The 21,494-nt window shown below is 59.4% G+C and carries 22 protein-coding genes and 1 tRNA gene; 17 read left to right on the top strand and 6 right to left on the bottom strand.

From position 1 onward, the window contains the following. Window positions 1–528 precede the first annotated feature (528 nt). Genes Q1A44_RS16225 through Q1A44_RS16215 form a run of 3 tightly spaced genes read left to right on the top strand, consistent with a single transcriptional unit; the run spans window position 529 to window position 2,334 of the window. Complete coding sequence (locus Q1A44_RS16225; protein WP_299627366.1) at window positions 529–1,143, top strand: hypothetical protein; 615 nt, start codon at window positions 529–531, stop codon at window positions 1,141–1,143. Then, window positions 1,136–1,330 carry a hypothetical protein gene (locus Q1A44_RS16220; RefSeq protein ID WP_299627364.1) on the top strand — a complete coding sequence of 65 codons (195 nt, stop codon included), beginning with the start codon at window positions 1,136–1,138 and terminating at the stop codon, window positions 1,328–1,330. The genes Q1A44_RS16225 and Q1A44_RS16220 overlap by 8 nt, the downstream gene beginning before the upstream one ends. Continuing rightward, on the top strand, window positions 1,327–2,334 hold the full coding sequence (locus tag Q1A44_RS16215) for a tyrosine-type recombinase/integrase (protein ID WP_299627362.1): 1,008 nt from the start codon (window positions 1,327–1,329) through the stop codon (window positions 2,332–2,334). Before Q1A44_RS16220 ends, Q1A44_RS16215 begins: the two co-directional genes overlap by 4 nt. Window positions 2,335–2,423: 89 nt before the next feature. Here the strand turns inward: Q1A44_RS16215 and Q1A44_RS16210 are convergent. Then, a tRNA-Cys gene (locus Q1A44_RS16210) sits at window positions 2,424–2,497 on the bottom strand. A 154-nt stretch (window positions 2,498–2,651) separates the two neighbouring features. On the opposite strand from Q1A44_RS16210, the gene Q1A44_RS16205 reads away from it, so the two are divergent. The 4 genes from Q1A44_RS16205 to Q1A44_RS16190 all read left to right on the top strand — a co-directional run bounded on the left by Q1A44_RS16205 (window position 2,652) and on the right by Q1A44_RS16190 (window position 6,319). Continuing rightward, window positions 2,652–3,305 (top strand): protein-L-isoaspartate O-methyltransferase, encoded by a 654-nt coding sequence (locus tag Q1A44_RS16205; protein ID WP_299627360.1) that lies wholly within the window; start codon window positions 2,652–2,654, stop codon window positions 3,303–3,305. A gap of 47 nt (window positions 3,306–3,352) precedes the next feature. Next, window positions 3,353–4,783: a TolC family outer membrane protein gene (locus Q1A44_RS16200; RefSeq protein WP_299627358.1), complete on the top strand. Its 1,431-nt coding sequence runs from the start codon at window positions 3,353–3,355 to the stop codon at window positions 4,781–4,783. Between the two features lie 78 nt (window positions 4,784–4,861). Next, the gene (locus tag Q1A44_RS16195; protein ID WP_299627356.1) at window positions 4,862–5,653 is read left to right on the top strand and encodes a hypothetical protein; all 792 of its coding nucleotides are present in this window, start codon (window positions 4,862–4,864) and stop codon (window positions 5,651–5,653) included. Between the two features lie 87 nt (window positions 5,654–5,740). After that, complete coding sequence (locus tag Q1A44_RS16190) at window positions 5,741–6,319, top strand: cobalamin biosynthesis protein CobQ (protein WP_299627354.1); 579 nt, start codon at window positions 5,741–5,743, stop codon at window positions 6,317–6,319. 78 nt (window positions 6,320–6,397) lie between these two features. Here Q1A44_RS16190 and Q1A44_RS16185 read toward each other — a convergent pair whose 3' ends face one another. Further along, window positions 6,398–6,718: a DUF6280 family protein gene (locus Q1A44_RS16185; protein WP_299627352.1), complete on the bottom strand. Its 321-nt coding sequence runs from the start codon at window positions 6,716–6,718 to the stop codon at window positions 6,398–6,400. Window positions 6,719–6,937: 219 nt separating this feature from the next. Between Q1A44_RS16185 and efp the strand changes: the two genes are divergently transcribed. From efp to Q1A44_RS16170, 3 genes are all read left to right on the top strand, one after another. Continuing rightward, complete coding sequence (efp, locus tag Q1A44_RS16180; protein ID WP_299627350.1) at window positions 6,938–7,501, top strand: elongation factor P; 564 nt, start codon at window positions 6,938–6,940, stop codon at window positions 7,499–7,501. Between the two features lie 268 nt (window positions 7,502–7,769). Continuing rightward, window positions 7,770–9,392: an amidohydrolase gene (locus tag Q1A44_RS16175; protein ID WP_299627349.1), complete on the top strand. Its 1,623-nt coding sequence runs from the start codon at window positions 7,770–7,772 to the stop codon at window positions 9,390–9,392. Then, window positions 9,389–10,240, top strand: a complete 852-nt coding sequence (locus tag Q1A44_RS16170) for a GTP-binding protein (protein ID WP_299627347.1) — start codon at window positions 9,389–9,391, stop codon at window positions 10,238–10,240. Before Q1A44_RS16175 ends, Q1A44_RS16170 begins: the two co-directional genes overlap by 4 nt. Before the next feature lie 93 nt (window positions 10,241–10,333). Here the strand turns inward: Q1A44_RS16170 and Q1A44_RS16165 are convergent, their stop codons facing one another. Next, complete coding sequence (locus Q1A44_RS16165; RefSeq protein ID WP_299627345.1) at window positions 10,334–11,080, bottom strand: folate-binding protein; 747 nt, start codon at window positions 11,078–11,080, stop codon at window positions 10,334–10,336. Window positions 11,081–11,147: 67 nt separating this feature from the next. Here Q1A44_RS16165 and Q1A44_RS16160 point away from each other — a divergent pair, with 67 nt between their 5' ends. Beyond that, window positions 11,148–11,816, top strand: a complete 669-nt coding sequence (locus Q1A44_RS16160) for a TIGR04283 family arsenosugar biosynthesis glycosyltransferase (RefSeq protein WP_299627343.1) — start codon at window positions 11,148–11,150, stop codon at window positions 11,814–11,816. Window positions 11,817–11,828: 12 nt separating this feature from the next. Here the strand turns inward: Q1A44_RS16160 and Q1A44_RS16155 are convergent, their stop codons facing one another. After that, a complete protein-coding gene (locus Q1A44_RS16155; protein WP_299627374.1) occupies window positions 11,829–13,652 on the bottom strand; it encodes an ABC transporter ATP-binding protein in 1,824 nt (607 codons plus the stop codon). A gap of 231 nt (window positions 13,653–13,883) precedes the next feature. Here Q1A44_RS16155 and Q1A44_RS16150 point away from each other — a divergent pair, with 231 nt between their 5' ends. Further along, window positions 13,884–15,092, top strand: coding sequence for an aminotransferase class V-fold PLP-dependent enzyme (locus tag Q1A44_RS16150; RefSeq protein ID WP_299627341.1), 1,209 nt, complete (start codon window positions 13,884–13,886; stop codon window positions 15,090–15,092). A 145-nt stretch (window positions 15,093–15,237) separates the two neighbouring features. Here the strand turns inward: Q1A44_RS16150 and Q1A44_RS16145 are convergent, their stop codons facing one another. Then, the gene (locus Q1A44_RS16145; protein ID WP_299627340.1) at window positions 15,238–15,477 is read right to left on the bottom strand and encodes a hypothetical protein; all 240 of its coding nucleotides are present in this window, start codon (window positions 15,475–15,477) and stop codon (window positions 15,238–15,240) included. 36 nt (window positions 15,478–15,513) lie between these two features. Next, on the bottom strand, window positions 15,514–16,617 hold the full coding sequence (locus Q1A44_RS16140; RefSeq protein ID WP_299627338.1) for a pyridoxal phosphate-dependent aminotransferase: 1,104 nt from the start codon (window positions 16,615–16,617) through the stop codon (window positions 15,514–15,516). Between the two features lie 99 nt (window positions 16,618–16,716). On the opposite strand from Q1A44_RS16140, the gene Q1A44_RS16135 reads away from it, so the two are divergent. The 5 genes from Q1A44_RS16135 (at window position 16,717) to Q1A44_RS16115 (ending at window position 21,465) form a co-directional block, all read left to right on the top strand. Next, the gene (locus tag Q1A44_RS16135) at window positions 16,717–16,884 is read left to right on the top strand and encodes a Tat pathway signal protein (protein ID WP_299627336.1); all 168 of its coding nucleotides are present in this window, start codon (window positions 16,717–16,719) and stop codon (window positions 16,882–16,884) included. Between the two features lie 74 nt (window positions 16,885–16,958). Next, window positions 16,959–17,756, top strand: coding sequence for a crotonase/enoyl-CoA hydratase family protein (locus tag Q1A44_RS16130; protein ID WP_299627334.1), 798 nt, complete (start codon window positions 16,959–16,961; stop codon window positions 17,754–17,756). A 279-nt stretch (window positions 17,757–18,035) separates the two neighbouring features. Beyond that, window positions 18,036–18,263: a hypothetical protein gene (locus Q1A44_RS16125; protein ID WP_299627332.1), complete on the top strand. Its 228-nt coding sequence runs from the start codon at window positions 18,036–18,038 to the stop codon at window positions 18,261–18,263. A gap of 92 nt (window positions 18,264–18,355) precedes the next feature. Beyond that, window positions 18,356–19,804, top strand: coding sequence for a TrkH family potassium uptake protein (locus Q1A44_RS16120; RefSeq protein WP_299627330.1), 1,449 nt, complete (start codon window positions 18,356–18,358; stop codon window positions 19,802–19,804). Beyond that, window positions 19,804–21,465, top strand: a complete 1,662-nt coding sequence (locus Q1A44_RS16115) for a thiamine pyrophosphate-binding protein (RefSeq protein WP_299627328.1) — start codon at window positions 19,804–19,806, stop codon at window positions 21,463–21,465. The genes Q1A44_RS16120 and Q1A44_RS16115 overlap by 1 nt, the downstream gene beginning before the upstream one ends. The last annotated feature ends 29 nt before the right edge of the window (window positions 21,466–21,494 follow it).

Below are 21,494 nucleotides of genomic sequence, written 5' to 3'. Positions count from 1 at the left end.
ACAGATGCCCCAAGGTCTTCCTCTCTGCCATCGCTCTCGCCGCCATCGTCATCTATTGGCTATGAGTCCTGACCCTAAGGTTATGAGTGTTTGGGGGGTATTGTCCGGTGCAAGCTACGTTGGTCGCCTTTAAGTAAAGTTCGGTTGCCAGTGCTAAGTTGGATGCGCAGAAAATGATCTCATGAATTGGAACGTCTTGGGGGCGTCCTTCTGGCCATTCTGAAACAATATCCCTTACAACCACTGCATTATAGCGAGCACTGCTGACTGCGATGGCCCAATTCCAATCACCTATTCCGCTGTTTCGCATCTATTGGCCTAACCTAGAAGTACGCACTGCCTACACCCCGATTGTTACCGGCTTCATAAGCGCGCTCTCAATCCTAAAATTTCAAAGTCACTCTGTACAGCGTTGCGGGCACGGTATCGCGCACCAGTTTCGCTCGATGCATCAAACCTTTCGGGCAGGGCTTGCCAAGATGTAGTAAGGGTCTTGCTTTGCTTGCTACGGCATGGTAGGCAGAGGCCATGAAGATATCGCTCTACACGCCTGATCTGTCTGCTGCTGAGGCTGAGCGATTCTGGATGACTCCTGTGGAGGTGTGCCGACTGGCGGCAATCGGGGAGGCATCCGACCCGAAGGTTAAGAAGCTGCTGAACACGCTGTCAGACCGTGGCCATGTGCCGTTTGTGAAGTCGGGGAAGGCCAAGACGGCCCCCCGGCTTTATTCGCTTGTGTCGGCGGCAATGCTGCGAGTGATCTTCGACATCACACGTGACGGGCGGACGTATAAATATGCTCAGCCTGTCGCCGATGCGGTGCGCAATACCATGCTCAAGTGCGTCGATGAACTGTCCGACTTGTCCGACTTCGATCTGCAATTCAGCGAAGCGAGGATCGTATTCGCGGACATGAAGGACGATGGCACTCCGCGCACAGTCAAATGGCACAAAGCCGAAATCAGCGGCGGGATGAATATGGCCTATAGCGTCTATGACGCGGGCTATCTGATCTTCCGCGTTCTCGGCATCTATGCCGACTATTGGCACGACGATCTTGTGGCGCGTGGCGAAATTGATCCGCCCGAACCGATGCAGATTGGCGATGATGGCTGGCCGATTGATGGGGGTTCCGATGGCTAAAGAGCCGCGCCCCCAAACCCAAGCCCGGCAGAATGCCGTTGCGCTCATTCAGGCTGCGCGTGAGGCCGGGTGGGCGCGCGCGCGGTTTGAACTCAAGCCGGATGGCACCACGGTTATCGACGCCTCTATGGCCGACGCTGAGGGCGGTGACGACTTCCTCAATACAGACTTGAGGATGGGCAAATGACCAAGAACGAACTGCCCAAATACGTCTACGCCGACCGGGGCTACGTCCGCTTCATCCGCCGGTCACGCGGTCAATCGGTGATGATGAAAGAGGAACCCGGAACGCCTGAGTTTTGGGGCCACTACAACCGCCTACTCAAGGGCCGTGAGCCTGTCCCGGCCAAGCGCAATTTTGAGGCACTGATTCTCAGCTATTACGAAAGCGATGCGTTCAAGAAATTGAAGCCGCGCACGAAAGCCGACTATCGCAAATACATCGGCCATGTCCGGGCGATCTGGGGAACGAAAGCCCCGGCTAAGATCGAGACGCACCACGTTTATGAACTGCACCGCGCCAATGCTGATCGGTGGCGGCAAGCCAACTATCTGGTGCAGCTCATGGTGGTTCTGATGAACCACGCCCGCTTGATTGGCTTCCTCAAAAAAGAGCACGGCAACCCGGCCAAGGGCATTCCGCTATTTAAGCAGGAAAGCGACGGCTGGGAGCCGTGGCCGGATGATGTGCGGGCAGAGTTTGAGACGGTGGCGACACCACGTGCGCGGCTTGTCTATGAACTGTGCCTCGGCACCGGCCAGCGGATCGGTGACGTGCTCAAGATGCGCTGGAACCATATCCGCGACGGCGAATGGGACTTCACGCAAGGCAAAGGCGACAAGCCCATGTGGATACCGTTCACGGATCGTCTCAAAGCGTATCTGGCAACGGTTGAAAAGAAGGGCCTGACCGTCATTACCGACAAGGCGGGCCGTCCCGTGCGTTATCGCACCGTTGCCGACGAAATGCGCAAGGTCAAAGCCAAGATGGAGCACCCGGACGCGGCCACCTACGTGACCCACGGGCTGCGCAAGAATGCGACCATCGAGCTTTATCAGTCAGGTTGTGACGACGAGATGGTGAAGGCCGTCACGGGTCACTCTGGTGTCGAGATGCTGAAAAAATATGGAGGGATGATCCGCCAGCGGGAACTGGCAACGCGGGCGCAGGACGCGCGAAACCGCTTTTAACAGAACAGGAAGGAAACGTGAATGTTTCAACGCCTGTTTCAAAAATCGAGCAAATGGAGAAATGACATGACGCAAGTCATTGAAAACAATGGAGGCGAGTACCGGAATCGAACCGGTGTACACGGATTTGCAATCCGCTGCGTCACCACTCCGCCAACTCGCCGCCGATGGTGCAGAACCGCTGCTAGACCATTCCCAAAGCCCGTGCAAGGGCAAGTACTCCACAGTTCGACGTTTTCGCGTTATCCCTCGTTGCTCAGGGCCGCGCGATATGGCACACCTTAATTCAGGATTCTGAACGAACGAGTTTAGCTGTGATGACAGACTTTTCTGCCCGCCGTACAATGATGGTTGATACGCAGGTGCGCCCCTCGGATGTGACCAAATTTCCCATCATTGATGCGATGTTATCGGTCAAGCGTGAGGATTTCGTACCTGCTGCGCAACGCGAGGCGGCCTATATGGATGGTAACCTCGATCTTGGCGGCAACCGGGTTGTGCTTGAACCGCGCACACTGGCGAAGTTGCTGGACGCACTGAGCATCGATGGAGACGAGCTTGTGCTCGATATCGGGGCGGGCCTTGGCTATTCGGCCGCAGTTATCGCGCATATGGCCCAGGCGGTCGTCGCCCTTGAAGAGGACGATGCCATGGCTTCTGAGGCGCAAGAGACACTGATGGCGGCAGGCGCAGACAACGTGATCACGCATAGCGGTGAGCTGGCGGCAGGCGCTGCAGAACACGGGCCTTACGACGTCATCGTGATCCAGGGTGGCGTCGATCACGTCCCACAGGCCATCATTGACCAACTCAAGGATGGTGGGCGCATGGGCTGTGTGTTCATGGACGGCGCTTTGGGCGAAGTAAGGATCGGTTACAAATCTGACGGGCGGATGTCCTGGCGACGGGCCTTTAATGCGGGTGCGCCGGTACTGGACGGATTTAAGCGGCACGACCAATTCCAACTCTGAAAAACGCCACGCACAGGTGGACAAGAAACGGCAAGAGGGCAGGCACAATGACAGAACGTACCGGTTGGCAGGGCACCTGGCGGATAGCTATCGCGGCAACTGTGGCAACCATGGTGCTGAACGCGCCGGTGGCCAAGGCCGATACGTTGGCGGACGCACTTGTCGGGGCGTATAATCACAGCGGCTTGCTGGATCAAAACAGGGCCTTGTTGCGGGCCGCTGACGAAGATGTAGCCATCGCCGCATCTGTTCTGAAACCGATTGTCACCTGGGCGGGCAACGTCACCCACACATTCGGCAGTTCGGCAACATCTGCCACAGGCGGCGCATCTGTCGATATCGGCCAAACCACGGTTGGGCTCGGGATCAATGCGACGCTCCAGCTTTTTGACTTTGGGGCGGATGCAAACCGGATCGAAGCGGCCAAGGAAACGGTTTTGGCCACCCGCGCCTCGCTTTTGAATGTAGAGCAAAGCATTCTGCTGCGGGCAGCGGTCGCCTTTTTCAACGTGGGTCGCCAGGAAGAATTCGTGGCGTTGCGCCGTAACAACCTGCGCCTGTTGAACGAGGAACTGCGCGCTGCCCAGGACCGCTTTGAAGTGGGTGAGGTAACGCGCACCGACGTGGCGCTGGCCGAAGCTGCGGTGGCCCAAGCGCGCAGCAACCTTGCTGATGCGCAACGCAACCTGACACAGGCACAAGCGGAATATACCAATGTCGTCGGTCGCCAACCGGGCCGCCTGGCTGCTGTGCCGCGTCTGCCAAACACCGAAACCGATATTTCCCGTGCACAGGCCGTGGCCGTTCGCAACCATCCCGAAATGGATCAGGCCCAGCGACAAGTGGCCGCCAATGAGCTGCTGGTTAATGCCGCCGATCTCGACATGTCGCCCACCGTCACATTGCAGGGCGCTATCCAGGTCGAGGAACGGTTTGGCAGCGAAAATGGGTCCGAGACAGGCTCGCTTACGCTGAACTATGGTGGCCCGATCTATCGGGGCGGATCGCTCAGCGCCAGTTGGCGCCGAGCCATCGCGGTGCGCGATGCGTCGCGTGGCAACCTGCACAACGTGCGCCATGGCGTGCAGCAGGATGTGGTGATTGCCATTTCCAACCTGGTCGCCGCACGCGCAAGTCTCGTGGCTTCTGAACGGCAGATCAGGGCCGCCCGCGTCGCGTTCCGTGGCGTGCGCGAAGAGGCGAATTTGGGCGCTCGGACCACACTTGACGTGTTGGATGCAGAGCAGGATTTGCTGGACGCGGAAACAAACCGGATTTCTGCGCAAGCGGATCAATACATCGCAACTTATCAGGTTCTGGAAAGCATGGGCCTTTTGACAGCGCAACGATTGCAGCTGCCGGTTCAGATTTACGACCCTGCCGCCTATTACAGCCTGGTTCAGAACGCCCCTGCGCGCAATACACGGCAGGGCAGACAACTTGACCGAGTGCTGCGCGCGCTGAATGTCACGGATTGATTAGGGTTTTCAGCATCCTGTTGTGCGACTCTCTTTCGGCATGTATCCTGCCGTCTGAGGTGAGAGTGGAACAAAAATATGTCTGATCCGATGACCAACACCGAGGTGGAGGACGTTTTGTCGTCCATCCGCCGTCTGGTTTCTGACGAAAAACGGAAGGAGCCCGAGAGCGCGACCGCCCCTGCATCCGATCGTTTGGTGCTCACGCCATCGCTGCGCGTTCTTGACGATGACGTCAGCGCGGAGGCTGAGTATGAGGCGGAGCCTGAGCTTGCGCAGGACGATGTTTCTGAAGATGAGGTGTCAGCGCCGGGGCAGGTGACGTATGCCCATGAGGCGCGAGACCATGCCGAGGCGGAACAAGACCAAGCGCAAGACGATGAAGACAGCGCGCCCATGTTGCTCCAGGCGCATGACGCGGTCATTGAAGAAAGTGTTTCGCTGGACGATCATGACGCTTCGCCCAACGTACCGGCCCCCGAAACGCTGGGTGAAAAGATTGCGGCGCTTGAGACCTTGATTGCCGGACGCTCGGATGAGTTTGAGCCGGACGAGGCAGGCGCAGACGCTTATGCGGGCACCGAAGCACCGGCAATGGCGTGGGAAGATGCCGAGGAGGAGGATGAAGAGGTGGTCGAGGCTACCTTTGTTCCTCATGTTGAGGCAACGGCGACGTCCGAACCAGAAGACGATACGCCATTCTTCACCGGCGATGACGACATTCTGGACGAAGATGCGCTGCGCGAGTTGGTCAGCGATATCGTGCGCCAGGAACTGCAAGGGGCCTTGGGCGAACGGATCACGCGGAATGTGCGCAAATTGGTGCGCCGCGAAATCCATCGCGCCTTGGCAGCACAAGACCTCGAATAACGCAAACGCGACAAGCCGTGTCACCTATTGCAATGGCATTGTGCTCGCATCTGCGCCAGACTTCTCCTGGGTCTTTGGGGGCTGATATTGAACACACCTGCGCATCTGTTGATTGGGGCAGCGGCCTTTGGGCGGCCTGCACATACGCATATTCTGGCGGCCGCCTTTGTCGGTAGCCTGCTGCCCGATCTGTCGCTTTATCTGATGGCAGGCGCGGCGCTTTTCGTGCTGGGCATCCCGGGACAGCGGGTTTTCAACGAGCTTTACTTTTCAGACGCCTGGCAAACCGTCTTTGCCATCGATAATTCGTTTCTGGTCTGGGGCGCTCTCTTGGGAGCCGCTCTGTGGCGCCGGGTCCCTTGGGCGACTGCCCTGACAGGGGCCGCGCTTTTGCACTTGTGTCTGGATATACCGCTGCATCACGACGATGGGCGGCCGCATTTCTGGCCCGCCACAGCATGGGTGTTCGAAAGCCCGCTTAGCTATTGGGACACGCGGCAAGGTGCCGCTTGGATTGCGCCGATCGAAGCGGCACTGGCAACGGCGGCTGTCGTTCTGCTGTGGCTACGGCAGGTGCCTTGGTGGGCGATGATCTTTGCCCTGCTGCTGCTGGTGGCCGAGTTCTGGGTCGTACGGCAGTGGCTGTTCTTTTTCGTGGACAGCTAATGTAACAGCACAGTTGCCTCAATTGAAAACGCACCCGGCAGAGGGGTGCGTCTTCGGTACAGCAGATTTTGAGTTTAATCAGGCGGCTTCGGCCTGCAACGCCGCATTGCGACGCTCGGATTCTTCGCGGCTCAGCGCGACGGAAGTCCGCACACCTTTGCCGACAAATTCCATCAGGCCGCTCACGACCCGCTCGTTCGGGTCGATGCCTGCGCAGCTCAGCACCTCGCGACCATCGCGCGAGCGTGCCCAGCGAGCAATCTGCTCGGGCCCATTTCCATATTTCTTGTCGTCCGCAATAGCGTCGTCAAGTGCGGCCAGTACCACGGCTGCAAACAGTTTACGTGCACGGTTGCCTTGTTCGTTGTTAAAGGCTGTGCCGTCAACGAAATCTTTCATTCGTCGTCCTTCCTTTATTCTTGCTCTTGTCTTTTCGGCGTGGCGTTCCTTATGACCCATCCACATCGATTCGGATACCCCGTTGTTGCATGGCACCTTTGCGTTGAGCGCATATCTCGCTGCGTGTGCAGCACTGCATATCGTTGTCTTGCGGGGCGCATACCGGCAAGATATAGGGTGCATCAACTTTTCATCAACCTTTTGCCCAGGTTTTGCCACATGCCTAAAATTAACGGAAACGAGATACGCCCCGGTAATGTGCTTGAGCACAATGACGGGCTGTGGGCGGCTGTCAAAGTCGACCATGTCAAACCCGGCAAGGGCGGCGCCTTTGCTCAGGTCGAATTGCGCAACCTGCGCAACGGCTCCAAGCTGAATGAACGCTTTCGCAGCGCTGACAAAGTGGAGCGTGTACGCCTTGAACAAAAGGACCAGCAGTTCCTTTATGAAAACGACGGAATGCTGGTGTTCATGGACAGCGACACCTACGAACAGATTGAATTGCCAGCGGAAATCCTGGGTGAACGTCGCCCATTCCTGCAAGACGGCATGACCATTCAGGTCGAGTTTCATGAGGATGAGGCACTTAGTGCGGCTCTGCCGCAAAAGGTGGTCTGCAAGATCGTCGAGACCGAGCCGGTGGTCAAAGGCCAGACTGCAGCCAACTCGTTCAAGCCTGCGGTCCTGGACAATGGGATCAAGGTCATGGTGCCGCCTTTTGTGGGCCAGGACGAGGACATCGTGGTAAACACCGAGACCATGGAATACGCAGAACGGGCGTGATCTATGATCACACCTCGTGATGCTGCAAGTGCAGAAAATTAACCATGCAAAATTCAAGAAGGGGTCCGTTTGGGCCCCTTTTTGATTCAAAAGATGCAAATGATTTGCGTCCGCACCGATCGGCAGCACCATCAGAGTGACGCCACGTCGCTATAATCTGTAGAGGGCGCAGCCGATTTACGTCTGTCGGAGTCCTGAGTTTTGACTCCCAGTTTGCTTGGATTGCTGCCAGCCTGTCCGCAGGTGCAAGCCACGAGAAGGGAAAGACATGTCTGACATCACCGTGTTTGCGGCGCGCAAGATCATCACGATGGACGACAATTGCCCCCAGGCAACCCATGTGGCGGTGCGCGATGGCCGTGTTCTGGCAGTGGGAGATGCCGGTTGCGCCAACCAATGGGGCCCGGTCCGACATGACGACCGCTTGCAAGACGCAGTTTTGATGCCTGGCCTCGTGGAGGGGCATGCCCATATGATGGCAGGTGGTGTCTGGCGCTATGCCTATGCGGGTTTCCACGATCGGATTGATCCGGATGGCGTGCTGTGGCCCGGATCGACCGACCTGAATGCGGTGATTGGCGGGTTGAAGGACTATGCCGAGGGCCTGAATCCGGATGCCCCTTTGATCGGTTGGGGCTTTGACCCGATCTTCCTGAGCGATGCGCGCCTCAACCGCTCCCATCTGGATCAAATCAGCACGGACCGTCCCATCGCGATCCTTTTTTCCAATTTTCATCTGATGTGCGTGAATTCGAAGGCGCTCGACATGGTGGGTTACGGCTCAGGCACCAATGCCGAAGGGGTTATCAAGGGCCCAGACGGCACGCCAACGGGCGAGTTGCAAGAGATGGCGGCGATGTTTCCGATCATGCGCCGTCTGGGCATTGATTTCCGTGGCCTCAGCCAGACGCCGGAGGCGATCAACGCCTATGCCAAAGTGGCGCAGCGTGTGGGCGTGACAACGATCACTGACCTTTTTTCGTCGATCACGGATGCGGATGTGGATGTGATGCTGGACATAATGGGCGATGATTTTCCACTGCGCATTGTGCCGGCCCTTGGGGTGATGGGCGATCCCGTCGCAATGGCGGACAAGGCCCAAGCCTTGGCCGCGCGTTCGACGGACAAACTGCGGTTGGGGGCGGTGAAACTGATGACCGACGGTGCGATCCAGGGCTGGACCGCCCGGATGCGTTGGCCCGGCTATGTAGGTGGCCAACCCAATGGATTGTGGAATACTGCGCCCGAGATGATCCACGCCATCTGCGCCGAAATGCAGGCACGGGGCATCCAGATGCATATTCATGTGAACGGGGACGAGGCCGCAGAAGTGTCGTTGGATGCGATTGAAGCCGCGTTGCGCGCCCATCCCGGTCCGGGCCATCGTCACGTGCTGCAACACTGTCAGATGATGGACAGGGATCTGTTTCAGCGCGCGGCCGAACTGGGCTGCTGTACAAACATCTTTTCCAATCACATCTATTACTTTGGTGACCAGCACGTGGCGTTGACCATCGGCAAAGATCGCGCGCATCGCATGGATGCGGCCCGCACGGCAACAGATGTTGGGGTTCATTATGCATTGCATTCGGACGCGCCAGTGACGCCCTTGGGGCCCTTGTTGACCGCCTGGTGCGCCGTGAATCGTCGCACGATGTCAGGCGCGGTGTTGGGGGCAAGGCAGTGTTTGACGGTGGATGAAGCGCTTTATGCGATTACGATGGGGGCCGCATATACATTGAAACTGGACGGCGAAATCGGCTCGATCTCTGTGGGTAAACGCGCAGATTTCTCGGTACTGGGGCGGGACCCAACCGCAGTCAATCCGATGGCGTTGCGGGATGTACCGGTTTTGGGCACCGTGTCGGGCGGGCAGGTGCACCTGTTGTGAAGTTACCGCTGACGGTCATCGGTGGCTATCTGGGCGCGGGGAAAACGACCTTGATCAATCGGTTGCTGGCCGAGGATCATGGGCTGCGCCTGATGATCATGGTCAATGACTTCGGAGCACTCAATGTGGATGCCTCCCTGATTGCGGCGGCATCCGAGGATTTGATTGCGCTGACCAATGGCTGCGTCTGTTGCACGATGGGGGCAGATCTGTTTCTGGCCATTGGCGATGTCCTCGACCGGTCGGACTGGCCCGATCATCTGGTGGTTGAAGCCTCGGGCATTGCGGATCCTGCAGCGATTGCCCAAGTGGCGTTGGCGGAGCCCGATCTGGCCTATGGTGGGATCGTTACGGTGGTTGATGCGGTGGCTTTTGATCGTCTCGCCGACGATCCGCAGATCGGTGTGCAACTGCGTGCTCAAGTTGATGTAGCGGATGTGGTTGTCGTGTCGAAGACGGCAGCAGGGGCATGGCCCGCAAGGCTGACTGGGACGGCTTTGGACCTGGCCACCGTCGCGCTTGTGGCTCCTCTGATCTGTGGCATCGCGGTAGGGCAGGTGCCGGATCGTCGCGCGTCGCATGCAGATTATGTGCGATGGCAGGCGGCGGCAGATACAGTTTTCGAAAAAGAGGAATTGCTGGCGCATCTCGCTGCGCGGCCAGATGGTTTGTTCCGGGTTAAAGGATATGTTGCGGCACCACGTGGTCAGGTTTGGGAGGTTCACTGTGTGGGCAGGCAGATGACCGTATCCGTGGGCAAGGGGCCGGTCGGCCTTGTCGGCATTGGTTTGCAGGGATGTGTGACCCTTCCAGAGGTGGACGCGTGGTGGAACAGTGGCGATCTCTGACACAGAGATCGGCTGGAAAATGACACATTTTCCGTGCGGGTTGCTGCTTTGGGTGCTACGAAAATCCGTGTCGGATTTTGGCCGGAAACTGTGTCAGTTTCCGCTCTGGTCCCAGATCACTTGTGCCTCACCCGCCTGCATCTCGCCTTGCGCCCGTTCAAAGCGCAGATAGGCGATCGCATTATCACCCGCACGGCTCAGCAGGGTGCCAACAGGCTTGCCTTCCTTGGTGATCGCATCCCCGGCGCACGCATCCCCGGTGACCGACACATGTGCCAACCCTTTGCGCAGCGTCGTCTTATGCTTCATGCGGGCCGTCACTTCCTGACCCACGTAACAGCCCTTGCGGAAATCCACGCCGTGCAAAGCCTCAAATCGGGCCTCAAGAATAAACGTATCGGGGGTCAGTTCCACGCCTGTCTTGGGGATCAAATGCGCAACGCGTCGCGCGGTCCAATCCACGCCGTCTTCGGTCTGAGCCGCGTCACGATAGGCCCTCCACCCCATCTCTGCATGTCGGGGATCGGCAAACCCGTCATCAGGGGCATCTCCCAATCCACGGTGCAAATGGAGGTCCGTATCCTCAATCACGACGTCTGCGCGCAGTTGGTACATTGTCAGCCGCGTCCGTAGCATATCGGCCTGGCTTGCGTCGGCGTCCAGTAACACCGCATCTTGTTCTGGCACCAAGAAGAAGTCGGCCAAATACTTGCCCTGCGGGGTCAGCAAAGCGGCATAAACCAACCCATCCGATAGCTTTTGCACGTCATTTGTCACCAAACCTTGCAAAAAGCTGAGCGTGTCCGCGCCCTTCAGGCGAAAGATGTGGCGTTCTGACATGGGCCCGTTCCTTTTGTCTGGGTTTCTTGTCATATAGCAGCCCCAAAGCAATGCAAAAGGGGCCGTCATGGCTGCGCCTATATCTGTCATCATTCCGACGCTGAACGCACAGGCCGATCTGTCGGCTTGTCTTGCCGCGCTGGTCGAGGGGCTGGATACGGGGCTGATCACCGAATTGGTGATCTCTGATGGTGGGTCGACGGACGAAACGCTCAAATTGGCCGACGCGTGGGGCGCGAACATTGTGACAGGCGCTCCGTCAAGAGGTGGTCAATTGCGGCGGGGCTGCGAAGGCGCGCGTGGTGAATGGCTGTTGGTAATTCATGCTGACACGGTGCTTGACCCAGGTTGGTCCGCCGTGGCCGCCGCCCATTTGACGCAACGCAAGGCCGCCTATTTCAAGCTGCGTTTTGACCGGGGGGGGCGGTTCGTCGCTGCTTGGGCGAACCTGCGAGCGCGGGTCTTTGGCCTGCCATACGGGGATCAGGGATTGCTGATCTCGCGCAGGCTCTATGACGCCGTGGGCGGTTTTCCCAACCAACCGCTGATGGAGGATGTGGCCTTGGCTCGCGCCCTCAAAGGGCAGTTGGTCGCATTGGACGCGATTGCGGTCACCAGTTCTGCAAAATATCGGGCACAAGGATGGGCACGGCGCGGGGCGCGCAATCTCTGGACGCTTTTGCGGTATTTTATTGGCACCGATCCTGCGACATTGGCCCGAGCCTATCGCCGATAGGGTGCAAACCCCTTATCCAAACAGCCGCGCGGCCAAGCGCTGGATCAACCCCGCCCGGTGTCCAGGTGCCGCGTCCAACCGACGTTCAAGCGTGCGCGAGGACGACATATCGACAACGGCTTTGCCGTCCTTGAACTGCAAGCGATAAAGGTCGGCATAGATACCACCCCGGGCCAGCAATTCGTCATGGGTGCCCTCATCCAATACACGGCCCCGATCCATCACCACAATCTTGTCGGCTTCCCGAATGGTCGACAGACGGTGCGCAATCACCAAGGTCGTGCGCCCGGAAGACAAACGGTCCAAGGCGTTTTGCACGACCTGTTCGGATTGCGCATCGAGGGCCGAGGTGGCCTCGTCCAGCAGCAAAATGGGTGTGTCGCGCAAGAGGGCGCGCGCGATCACCACCCGCTGCCGCTGTCCCCCCGAAAGGGCAGAGCCACGCGGGCCCACAGGCGTGTCCAGACCCAAGGGCAGCTTTTCGACGAAATCGGTCACATGGGCCGCGTCGAGAACGGTTTTCAGGTCCGCATCAGTCACATCAGTGCGGCCCAGCAGAATGTTTTCGCGCAAGGTCTCGTCAAAAAGCAGCGCCTCTTGGGTCACTACTGAATAAAGGCCCCGCAGGTCCTCAAGGTCCATATCAGAAGTGGCAACATCCCCGATGCGCACGCTGCCTGATTGCGGATCGACCAGCCGGGTCAGCAGGTTGAAAACGGTGGATTTGCCCGCGCCGGACGCGCCCACCAAAGCGGTCGTCTCGCCAGGACGTGCGGTGAAGGACAAATCGTGCAGTACCTGTGTATCGCCATAGCTCAGCGATACGTTTTCCATTGTGATCTGAGGGGTGCCCATGGGGGCGGCCTTGGGCGTCTTGGGCGAGGCGAGTGTCAACGGCGCGTCCAGAAGCTCCTTGATCCGCTCGATTGCTGCGGCCGCTTGCTGCCACAGTCCGGAAATCGCACCCAGGCGACGCAGCGGGTCAAAAGCAAAGCCCATCGCGGTGAAAAAGGTCATGAATTGACCGATGGTCTTGTCACCCGCGATAATCTCGGCCCCGCCGTAAAGGATCACCGCCATGAACCCGATGCCGGAAATGATGTCGATCATCGCGGGGATCGCCGCCCCGCCAAAGGCGGCTTTGACCTCGGTGTCGACAAAGCGGTCGGTGAGGGTGCGGTATTGGCGCGACTGGTAGCTTTCGAGCGCGTTCAGCTTGATTTGAACGATGCCATGAAACACTTCGTCCAGACGGGTCGAGAGGTGTGCACCGAGGTCACGGGCCCGGCGTGCATTCCGGCGGACATAGTTCTGGGCCATGGCCGCAGGCAAAACCAGCAGCGGAATACCCACAAAGGCGAGCAGCGCCCAGACCCAGTCGACGCTGATCGCCACGCCCAAGAGCACGATCAGCCCCATGAAATCGCGACCTGCGCCAGTGATGATGGCCCGCCACACGTCGCCTACGGCGTTCACATCCGATTGCACACGCTGGATCAGAAAACCGGGCGGATGGCTTTGATGAAAGCTGCCGTCCTGCAGCATCATCCGGTCCAGCAAATCAATGCGCAACGCGGCGGCGGTCCGCTGTGCAATGCGGGTCAGCAGGACCTTCTGGACCACCGATGACACCGCGCGGACCAGAAAGATCGCAATCAGGATCAGGCCCACCCAGATCAGAAGACTGCCATCACCCTCGACAAAAACATTGTCGAACATGGGCTGCATCATGTAACTCAGCGCGCCCAGCATGGACCCTTCAAGCGCCATGAAACAGACCGCAATCATCAACGTGCCTACATGCTTGCGCAAATAAGTTGCCCAAAGCCAGCGCATCAAAGGCCCCGACGGGGTCGACGGCGCTTCGGGGGCGTTCTGGTCAGCGGCAGAGGAAGGGGTGGGGGTGGTCACGCGTGGAACATCAGCGGTCAGCGCCGCACTCCGGTGAGGGACATCAGGACCTGTGGTGTAGCCTGCCCCCGCCAGCGGGGCAAGCGTCGCGCATCAGATTGACGGCGCGCCCCAGCACGCTACGGTCCGCATCACACGATCTTTCCGGAGAATCTTATGTCCATGCCCCCCATCGCCCGATTTGGGCGCGAGTATCTGGCCATTCCTGGCCCATCGGTGATCCCTGACGCTGTATTGCAGGCGATGCATCGTGGTGCGCCAAACATCTATGCCGGTGCGCTTGTGGATATGGCAGCCACCCTGGGGCCAGATCTGAAAAGAGTGGCGCGCACGGTCGGGCACGTGGCGATGTATATCGGCAATGGCCATGCGGCCTGGGAAGCTGCGTTGGCCAACACCATCGCGCCCGGTGACACGGTACTGGTGCCCGCAACGGGGCGTTTTGCCCATGGATGGGCCGACATGGCCGAAGGGCTCGGGGCGGAGGTCCAGATCATGGATTTCGGCAAGCGCGCGCCTATGGATATGGACCAGATCGAAGCAGCCCTGCGCGCCGACACAAGCCACAAGATCAAGGCCGTGCTGGCCGTCCATGTTGATACGTCGACTTCGATCCGCAACGATATCCATGCGGTGCGCAAGGCGCTGGACGCCGCCGAGCACCCCGCGCTCTTGATGGCTGATTGCATTGCGTCGCTGGCCTGCGACCACTTTGAAATGGATGCCTGGGGCGTCGATGTAATGGTGGCGGGCTGTCAAAAGGGGCTGATGGTGCCACCGGGGATGGCGTTCGTGTTCTTTAATGACAAGGCCGCACAGGTGCGGGCGGATATGGCGCGCGTCAGCCGCTATTGGGATTGGACACCGCGCGCCAATCCCGAAGAATTCTTTATGTACTGGAACGGGACCGCCCCGACCCATCACCTTTATGGTCTGCGCACCGCGCTTGACATAATCCACACCGAAGGGATGGAAGCGGTGTGGAAACGTCATGCTTTGCTGGCCCGCGCAATCTGGGCGGCGTGCGATGCCTGGGGCAGCACCGGGCCGCTTGAGCTGAACGTCGCCGACGCAGCCCATCGCAGCGTTGCCGTCACCTCCCTGCGGCTTGAGGCCCCCCATGCCACGGCCCTTCGCGACTGGGTCGAGCATAACCTTGGCCTGACCCTGGGCATTGGCCTTGGCATGGCACCGCCAGGCGATCCGGCATGGCATGGGTTTTTCCGGCTGGGGCATATGGGTCACGTGAACGGGCATATGATCATGGGGCTTTTGGGCGGGATCGAAGCGGGTTTGATCGCCCTCGACATCCCACATGGCACAGGCGCGCTAGAGGCGGCGGCTCAGGTCATTGGAAAAGGCTAGCGCTTTTTGTGACTGTCGCGTGGCCGAGGATACCTCCGCCTTGCGGGTCAGGGCCTAACGCGGGGCGTTCCAGTGTATCAGTTTTAAAATAGTCCCCGGGAGGGGGGAGGCGCGCATATGCCCGAGGGGCTGAGCCTCGCCGCGCTCAGAGCCTTTTGCCGCGCCGGATCGACGCGGCCTGGCGGGCGGCAGCCCAGACCGACATTCGGTCCATCAGGTGGTTGAGGCACAGGGCCAGAAAAACGGCCGCGAGCAAGCCCCAAAACACCCAGGCCAGGATCAATAACATCATGACGTTCACACCGAACATCACGATACAAGCAGTTGTGTAGTTGGGCGCGCTGCCCATTCTGTGATCTTCCATGACAGCCTCAAAGCAGATCATTCTCTGCCTCAAACTATAGGTGGCGCCGCGCGCCTGTCAGCCCTTTTTTGCGTGATCAAGTGCGCGGGGCAGGGCGTCCGCCACCACGTCCAAATCCGCGGGCGTGCCACAGCTTATGCGGATGCAACGGTTTTGCGGCGCGGCAAAGGGCATGCGAACGAATATGCCCATCCCGATCAGCGCGTCCAGGACGGCCTTGGCAAAGACACCATCCGCGCCGCAGTCAATTGCCACGAAATTGGTGGCCGAGGGCAGGCAAGTCAGGCCATTGGCCTCTGCGATGGTGATGATCCGCGCGCGGGACGCTGCGATCTTCTCAAGTACGTCTGTGAGATATGTCTGGTCTTTCAACGCGGCCAAGGCCCCGGCTTGCGCTGACCGGTTCAGCCCAAAGTGATTGCGCACTTTGTTGAACGCGCTGATCATCTCGGGCGCGCCGACGGCATATCCCACCCTTGCACCGGCCATGCCATAGGCTTTGGAAAAGGTGCGCATGCGTATGACACGCGGATCGTCTGCGTCCAGGTCGGGGGCAGTTCCTGCGGGGGCCGTGTCGATATAAGCCTCATCCAGAACCAGCACTGTGCCCTCGGGCAGGTCATCAAGTGCGGCCTCCAATGTGGCGCCATCATGCCAGGTGCCCATCGGATTGTCCGGATTGGCGAGGTACACCAGCTTGGCCGCAACCTCGGCGGCCTTGGCAAACAGGCTGACGGGATCTTCGTGATCATCCACGTAAGGCACGGTGTGCAATGTGCCGCCGAAGCCCGCCACGTGATAGTTGAAGGTCGGGTAAGCCCCCAGCGAGGTCACCACGTGATCGCCCGGGCCCACAAACAAGCGTACAAGATAGCCCAGCAGCGCATCAATCCCCTCGCCGACCATAATGTGATCAGGCGTCGTGCCGTGATGGGCGGCCAGTGCAATGCGCAACTCAAAGCTTTCGGGGTCGCCGTATTTCCACTGGTCTGTGGCGGCCATCGCGGCGATGGCAGCAGGCGAGGGGCCAAAGACATTTTCGTTCGCGCCAAGCCGGGCGTCAAACGCGCGACCATGCCCCCGTTCCTGCGCTTCGGGGCCCACGAAAGGCACGGTAGAGGGCAGGCTGGCGGCAAGCGGTGTCAGGCGTAAATCAGTCATGTCAGCAGGCCTAGCGTGCACGGCAAGGCAGGGCAAGCGTTTGGAGAATTGGCTTTGCGCACCTATATGAGAATCGTTCGCAACTGAAAGGAGCGACCCATGACCCATCTTACACGCCGGGGTTTCCTGTCCAGCGTCGCCGCAGCAGGGGCCGTGCGGGCTTTGCCCGTCACATTGGCCCGCTCCGGCAGCGGGCGGCGTATCCTGACATTGGTCTATGACAAATCGCTGGGCATGATGCGCGCGGTCGAACGCGTCGTGCACTAGGGGGCTGCCCCCACGTTTCGCTGGCGCGGGCGCACAAGATCGGCTTGTCTGTGGGCTATGCACAAGGAGCCCCCATGTCCGACACCCCTCGCGTTTCCGTCACTTATGAAAACCACATCGCCCATGTCCGCCTGACGCGGCCTGACAAGATGAATGCAGTGGATCAGGCCATGATCGACGCGGTCATTGCGGCTGGACTGGAAGTTGCGGAGTCGGATGCGCGCGTCTGCGTGATCTCTGGCGAGGGCAAGGGGTTCTGTGCGGGGATCGACGTAGGCAGCCTTGGCGCCATGATCGGCAAGGACCCGGACGATCTGCTGATGCCGCGCAGCCATGGGAACGGCACGACAAACCAATGGCAAGAGGTCGCAATGGTCTGGACCCGCGTGCCCATGCCCGTGATCGCGGCAGTTCATGGGGTCTGCTATGGCGCGGGTCTGCAACTGGCGCTGGGGGCTGACATTCGGATCGCGGCCCCGGATGCCAAACTGGCTGTGATGGAAATGAAGTGGGGCATCGTACCGGACATGGGGGGCATGGTCCTGTTGCCTCGCTTGGTGCGAGGGGATGTGCTGCGGAAACTGACCTATACGGCGACGCCCATTGACGCGCGCCAGGCCGAGACGTGGGGGCTTGTCACCGAACTGGCAGACGACCCGCTGAGCGCAGCGCTGGAACTGGCCGAAATGCTGACGCAGAAGTCGCCATCGGCGCTGCGGGCCGCCAAGGCGCTGATCGGCTTTGCCGAAACCAACGATGCCGATGCGGTCTTGCTAGAAGAAAGCCGGGCGCAAGCAGCACTCATCGGCAGACCCCACCAGATGGAGGTGGTTGCCGCAACCTTCCAGAAACGCGCACCCAAATTCGATTGACGACGGCGGGGGCGACTTCCGCCGTACCGGGATTGCGGCATCGTCATGGCACTGCACTCCAGTGGCGAAGTGTTCCGCCATCTGATGCTTCCGGCTCAAACGTTTGCCGCATATCCTCGCTAGGCGTACATCCCGGCCTGTAACCTGCGCACCAACCGCAACCCGCCGCCCGCTCATGACAACCCGGCCATGCAGGATCGGCATTGGTCATTTCGGCCATACATCCTTATTTTCGAAACCATCGGGAGGACACGAAATCAAATAGATACGAGGTATCCGATGGCCTATCTTACACAAACCCAACCCAGCTTTGTCGCCGCGATCTGGAATGGCATCACCGGGTTTTTCACATCCGTGAGCCGTGCTCTCACCATTTCTGCCGCAATGGACGCGCGGATGCAGCGGATTGAGGCGTTGAACGCCAAAACAGATGAAGAACTGGCCGCAATGAACCTGCGCCGCACTGACATCACGGCCTATGTATTCCGCGACTTGATGCACGTCTGATCTGACACGGGCGCAGCACGCCACCGCAAGTTTTCACAGCGCCAGGCGTCACCTGCTTGACAGCAGGCAGGCGGCGCTTCAACGCTGGCGCTATGTTGGATATGCGCCCAGTTGGATACGTGATCGGCCTGCTTGTGGCCGTGCTTGGAGTGGCCATGATCCTGCCCATGCTGGTTGACCTGGCCGAGGGGCGGGAGCATTGGCCAATCTTTGCCGAATGTGCCGTCATCACTGTCTTTACGGGTGGTGCCATTGCGCTCAGTTGCGCGAATGGTGTGCGTGAAGGGCTGACGATCCAGCAAACATTTCTGCTCACCACCGGTGTCTGGCTCGCCTTGCCCATTTTTGGGGCACTGCCGTTCTTTTTCGGCGCGACTGAGGCCCGCTTTGTCGACGCTTTTTTCGAGGCGATGTCCGGGTTGACCACGACCGGGTCGACCGTGCTGTCGGGGCTGGAAGAGCTGCCTAAAGGCCTGCTGCTGTGGCGCGGCATCCTGCAATGGCTTGGCGGCATCGGCATCATCGTTGTGGCCATGGTGTTTCTGCCCGAACTGCGGGTCGGGGGTATGCAGATATTCCGCACCGAATCCTTTGATACATTTGGTAAAATCTTGCCCCGGGCGACGGAAATCGCCAGCCGCATTTCGGTGATCTATGTGGCGCTGACCATGATCTGTGCGCTTGCCTATCTGGTGGCGGGCATGAACGCCTTTGATGCCACCGTGCACGCCATGACAACCATCGCAACAGGCGGCTTTGCCAATTACGACGCCTCGTTCGGGGCGTTCGATCCAGCGGTGTCCTATGTGGCAACGATCTTTATGCTGCTGGCGGCCTTGCCTTTCGTGCGCTTTGTTCAGCTGAGCGCGGGCACGGCCCGGCCGCTCTTGCAAGACACGCAAATTCACGCCTTTTTGGCCACTGCGCTGGTCATTGTGCTGCTGATTTCGGGTTGGAATTTGTGGCAGCAAAACGCGATCAACGAGGGTGCAGTGCGCACGGCGCTCTTCAACTCGGTCTCGCTGATGACAGGCACCGGTTTTGCCAATGCCGATTATGGGCAATGGGGTAGTTTCGCAATTGCAGTGCTGTTCTTCACAGGTCTGATCGGAGGCTGCGCTGGCTCGACAGCGTGCTCTATCAAGATTTTCCGGTACCAGCTTTTGTTCGCGTCGATCCGCGCCCAATTGCAAAAGACCCGCAGCCCCCATGGCATCTTTACCCCGCGCTATGCTGGCCGCCCTGTGGGCGAGGACGTGCTGAACTCGGTCATGTCCTTCTTTGTCTTTTTCACGGTCACCTTGGGCCTGCTGGCAGTCGCTTTGGCCATGACCGGACTTGATTTCACCACCTCGATCTCGGGTGCGGCCGCGGCACTGGCGAATGTGGGGCCCGGCTTTGGCGATCAGATTGGCCCGGCAGGCAATTTTGCGGGCCTCAACGACACTGCCAAATGGCTGTTGGCCGCCGCGATGCTGATCGGGCGGCTGGAACTGATGGCCGTCTATGTCATCCTCACCGTCCAATTCTGGAGAGCGTAATGCCGCAAACCCGCCCCCTAGGTGCACAGATTTCCCACATGTTGAAGGATCGCGGCGTCGACGTGATCTTTGGCATTCCCGGTGTGCACAATCAGGAAATGTACCGTGGTATCGAAGAAGCCGGGATCACGCATGTGCTGGCGCGCCACGAACAGGGCGCGGGGTTCATGGCGGACGGCTATGCGCGGGCCAGCGGCAAACCGGGGGTCGCTTATGTGATCACGGGACCGGGGCTGTGTAACATCATGACGCCGATGGGTCAGGCCTATTCGGACAGTGTTCCGATGCTGGTGATCTCGTCTTGCCTGGATGAAGTGGCCGCTACACGCGGGCAGTTGCACCAGATGAAAGACCAGCGCGCGGCGGCAGAAACCGTATGTGACTGGTCGGAAGAAGCACGCAGTGCAGAGGCGACATATGCTCTTATTGACCGCGCCCTGATCGAATTCGGCGCAAAGCGGACGCGGCCCAAACATATCCAGGTGCCCATTGCTCAGCTCGAGGCGCAAGCCGAGGCCGTCACCCGGTGGCGGCCCGATCCAGACCCTGATCATAAAGGTAAATTTGTGGTGACGCGGTTGCCCGGCGCGATCACTTCAGGCGCGCCCATGGACATGGTTGACCTGTTGGCGCTCCGGCTGCTGCAGGCAGAGCGGCCGCTCTTTGTCTTTGGGGGGGGTGCGCGCAGGGCCAGCCACAGTGGTGGGCCGATCCCATCCGTTCTGGCCATGAGTAAGGCGGCAACGTTCACCTCATATGCGGGTCGCGGTGTTGTGCCTGTCGATTGGGAACTCTCCTTTGGGGCGGCTCTTGCGCGGCCTGACAGTGCGGCGATTTTTGAGGCCAGCGATTGCGTTGTTTTTGTCGGGACTGATCTGGCCGAGGTGGATCTGTGGCGCGCATCCGCAGGCCAGCGACCGGGGGCGACCCATGTGAACATTGATCCCGAAGTTCTGGCCGCCGCGCATCCAGCTGACTTCTGCCTTCAATATGATGCGGCAGATGTCTTGACGAAACTGCGTGCCGCCTTTGAAAAACACGCCCCGAACATGAAGAAGCCAAAATCTGGTTGGTCAGCCGAGATTATCACAGGATATCGCGACCGCTGGCGCGCCGAGATTGACGCGGAACGGCCAGGCATCATTCTGGTGTGTGATGCGTTGCGCGACTGTGTGCCCGAGGGCACGATGATCTATTCGGACATGACCCAACTGGCCTACACGGCCAAAGAAGTCTGGGATATGGATCGCCCTGGCCATTGGCATCATCCGTACGGCTTTGGCACCTTGGGCTATGCGACACCTGCGGCCATTGGCGGTGCAGTGGCGCGCAAGGGAAAGCCCACGATGGCTATGATCGGGGATTACGGGTTCCACTATACAATGGCCGAGTTGGGCGTCGCGGTTGAGTTGGGTTTGCCTCTGCCCATTGTCCTTTGGGACAATACCAAGCTGGGCGAGATCGAAGACAGCATGGTGCGCGCACAGATTGCGCCAAACGCGGTGATTGCGCACAATCCCGACTTCTGCAAGTTGGCCGAAGCCTTTGGCGCCAAATCTGCAGCACCTCAGACATTGGACGAAATGCAAGCGGCTGTGCAAGAGGCGTTCAACGCAGATGGCCCGACCCTGATCTATATCACGCCCGACATTATCGGCTGAGGCGGAGGACACCTCCGCCTTACGGGGAT

The sequence above is a fragment of the uncultured Tateyamaria sp. genome (genome assembly GCF_947503705.1).
Taxonomy (GTDB): Bacteria; Pseudomonadota; Alphaproteobacteria; order Rhodobacterales; family Rhodobacteraceae; genus Tateyamaria.
The sequence above is the reverse complement of the archived record's forward strand: the minus strand, read 5'-3'. Positions and strand labels throughout refer to the sequence as shown.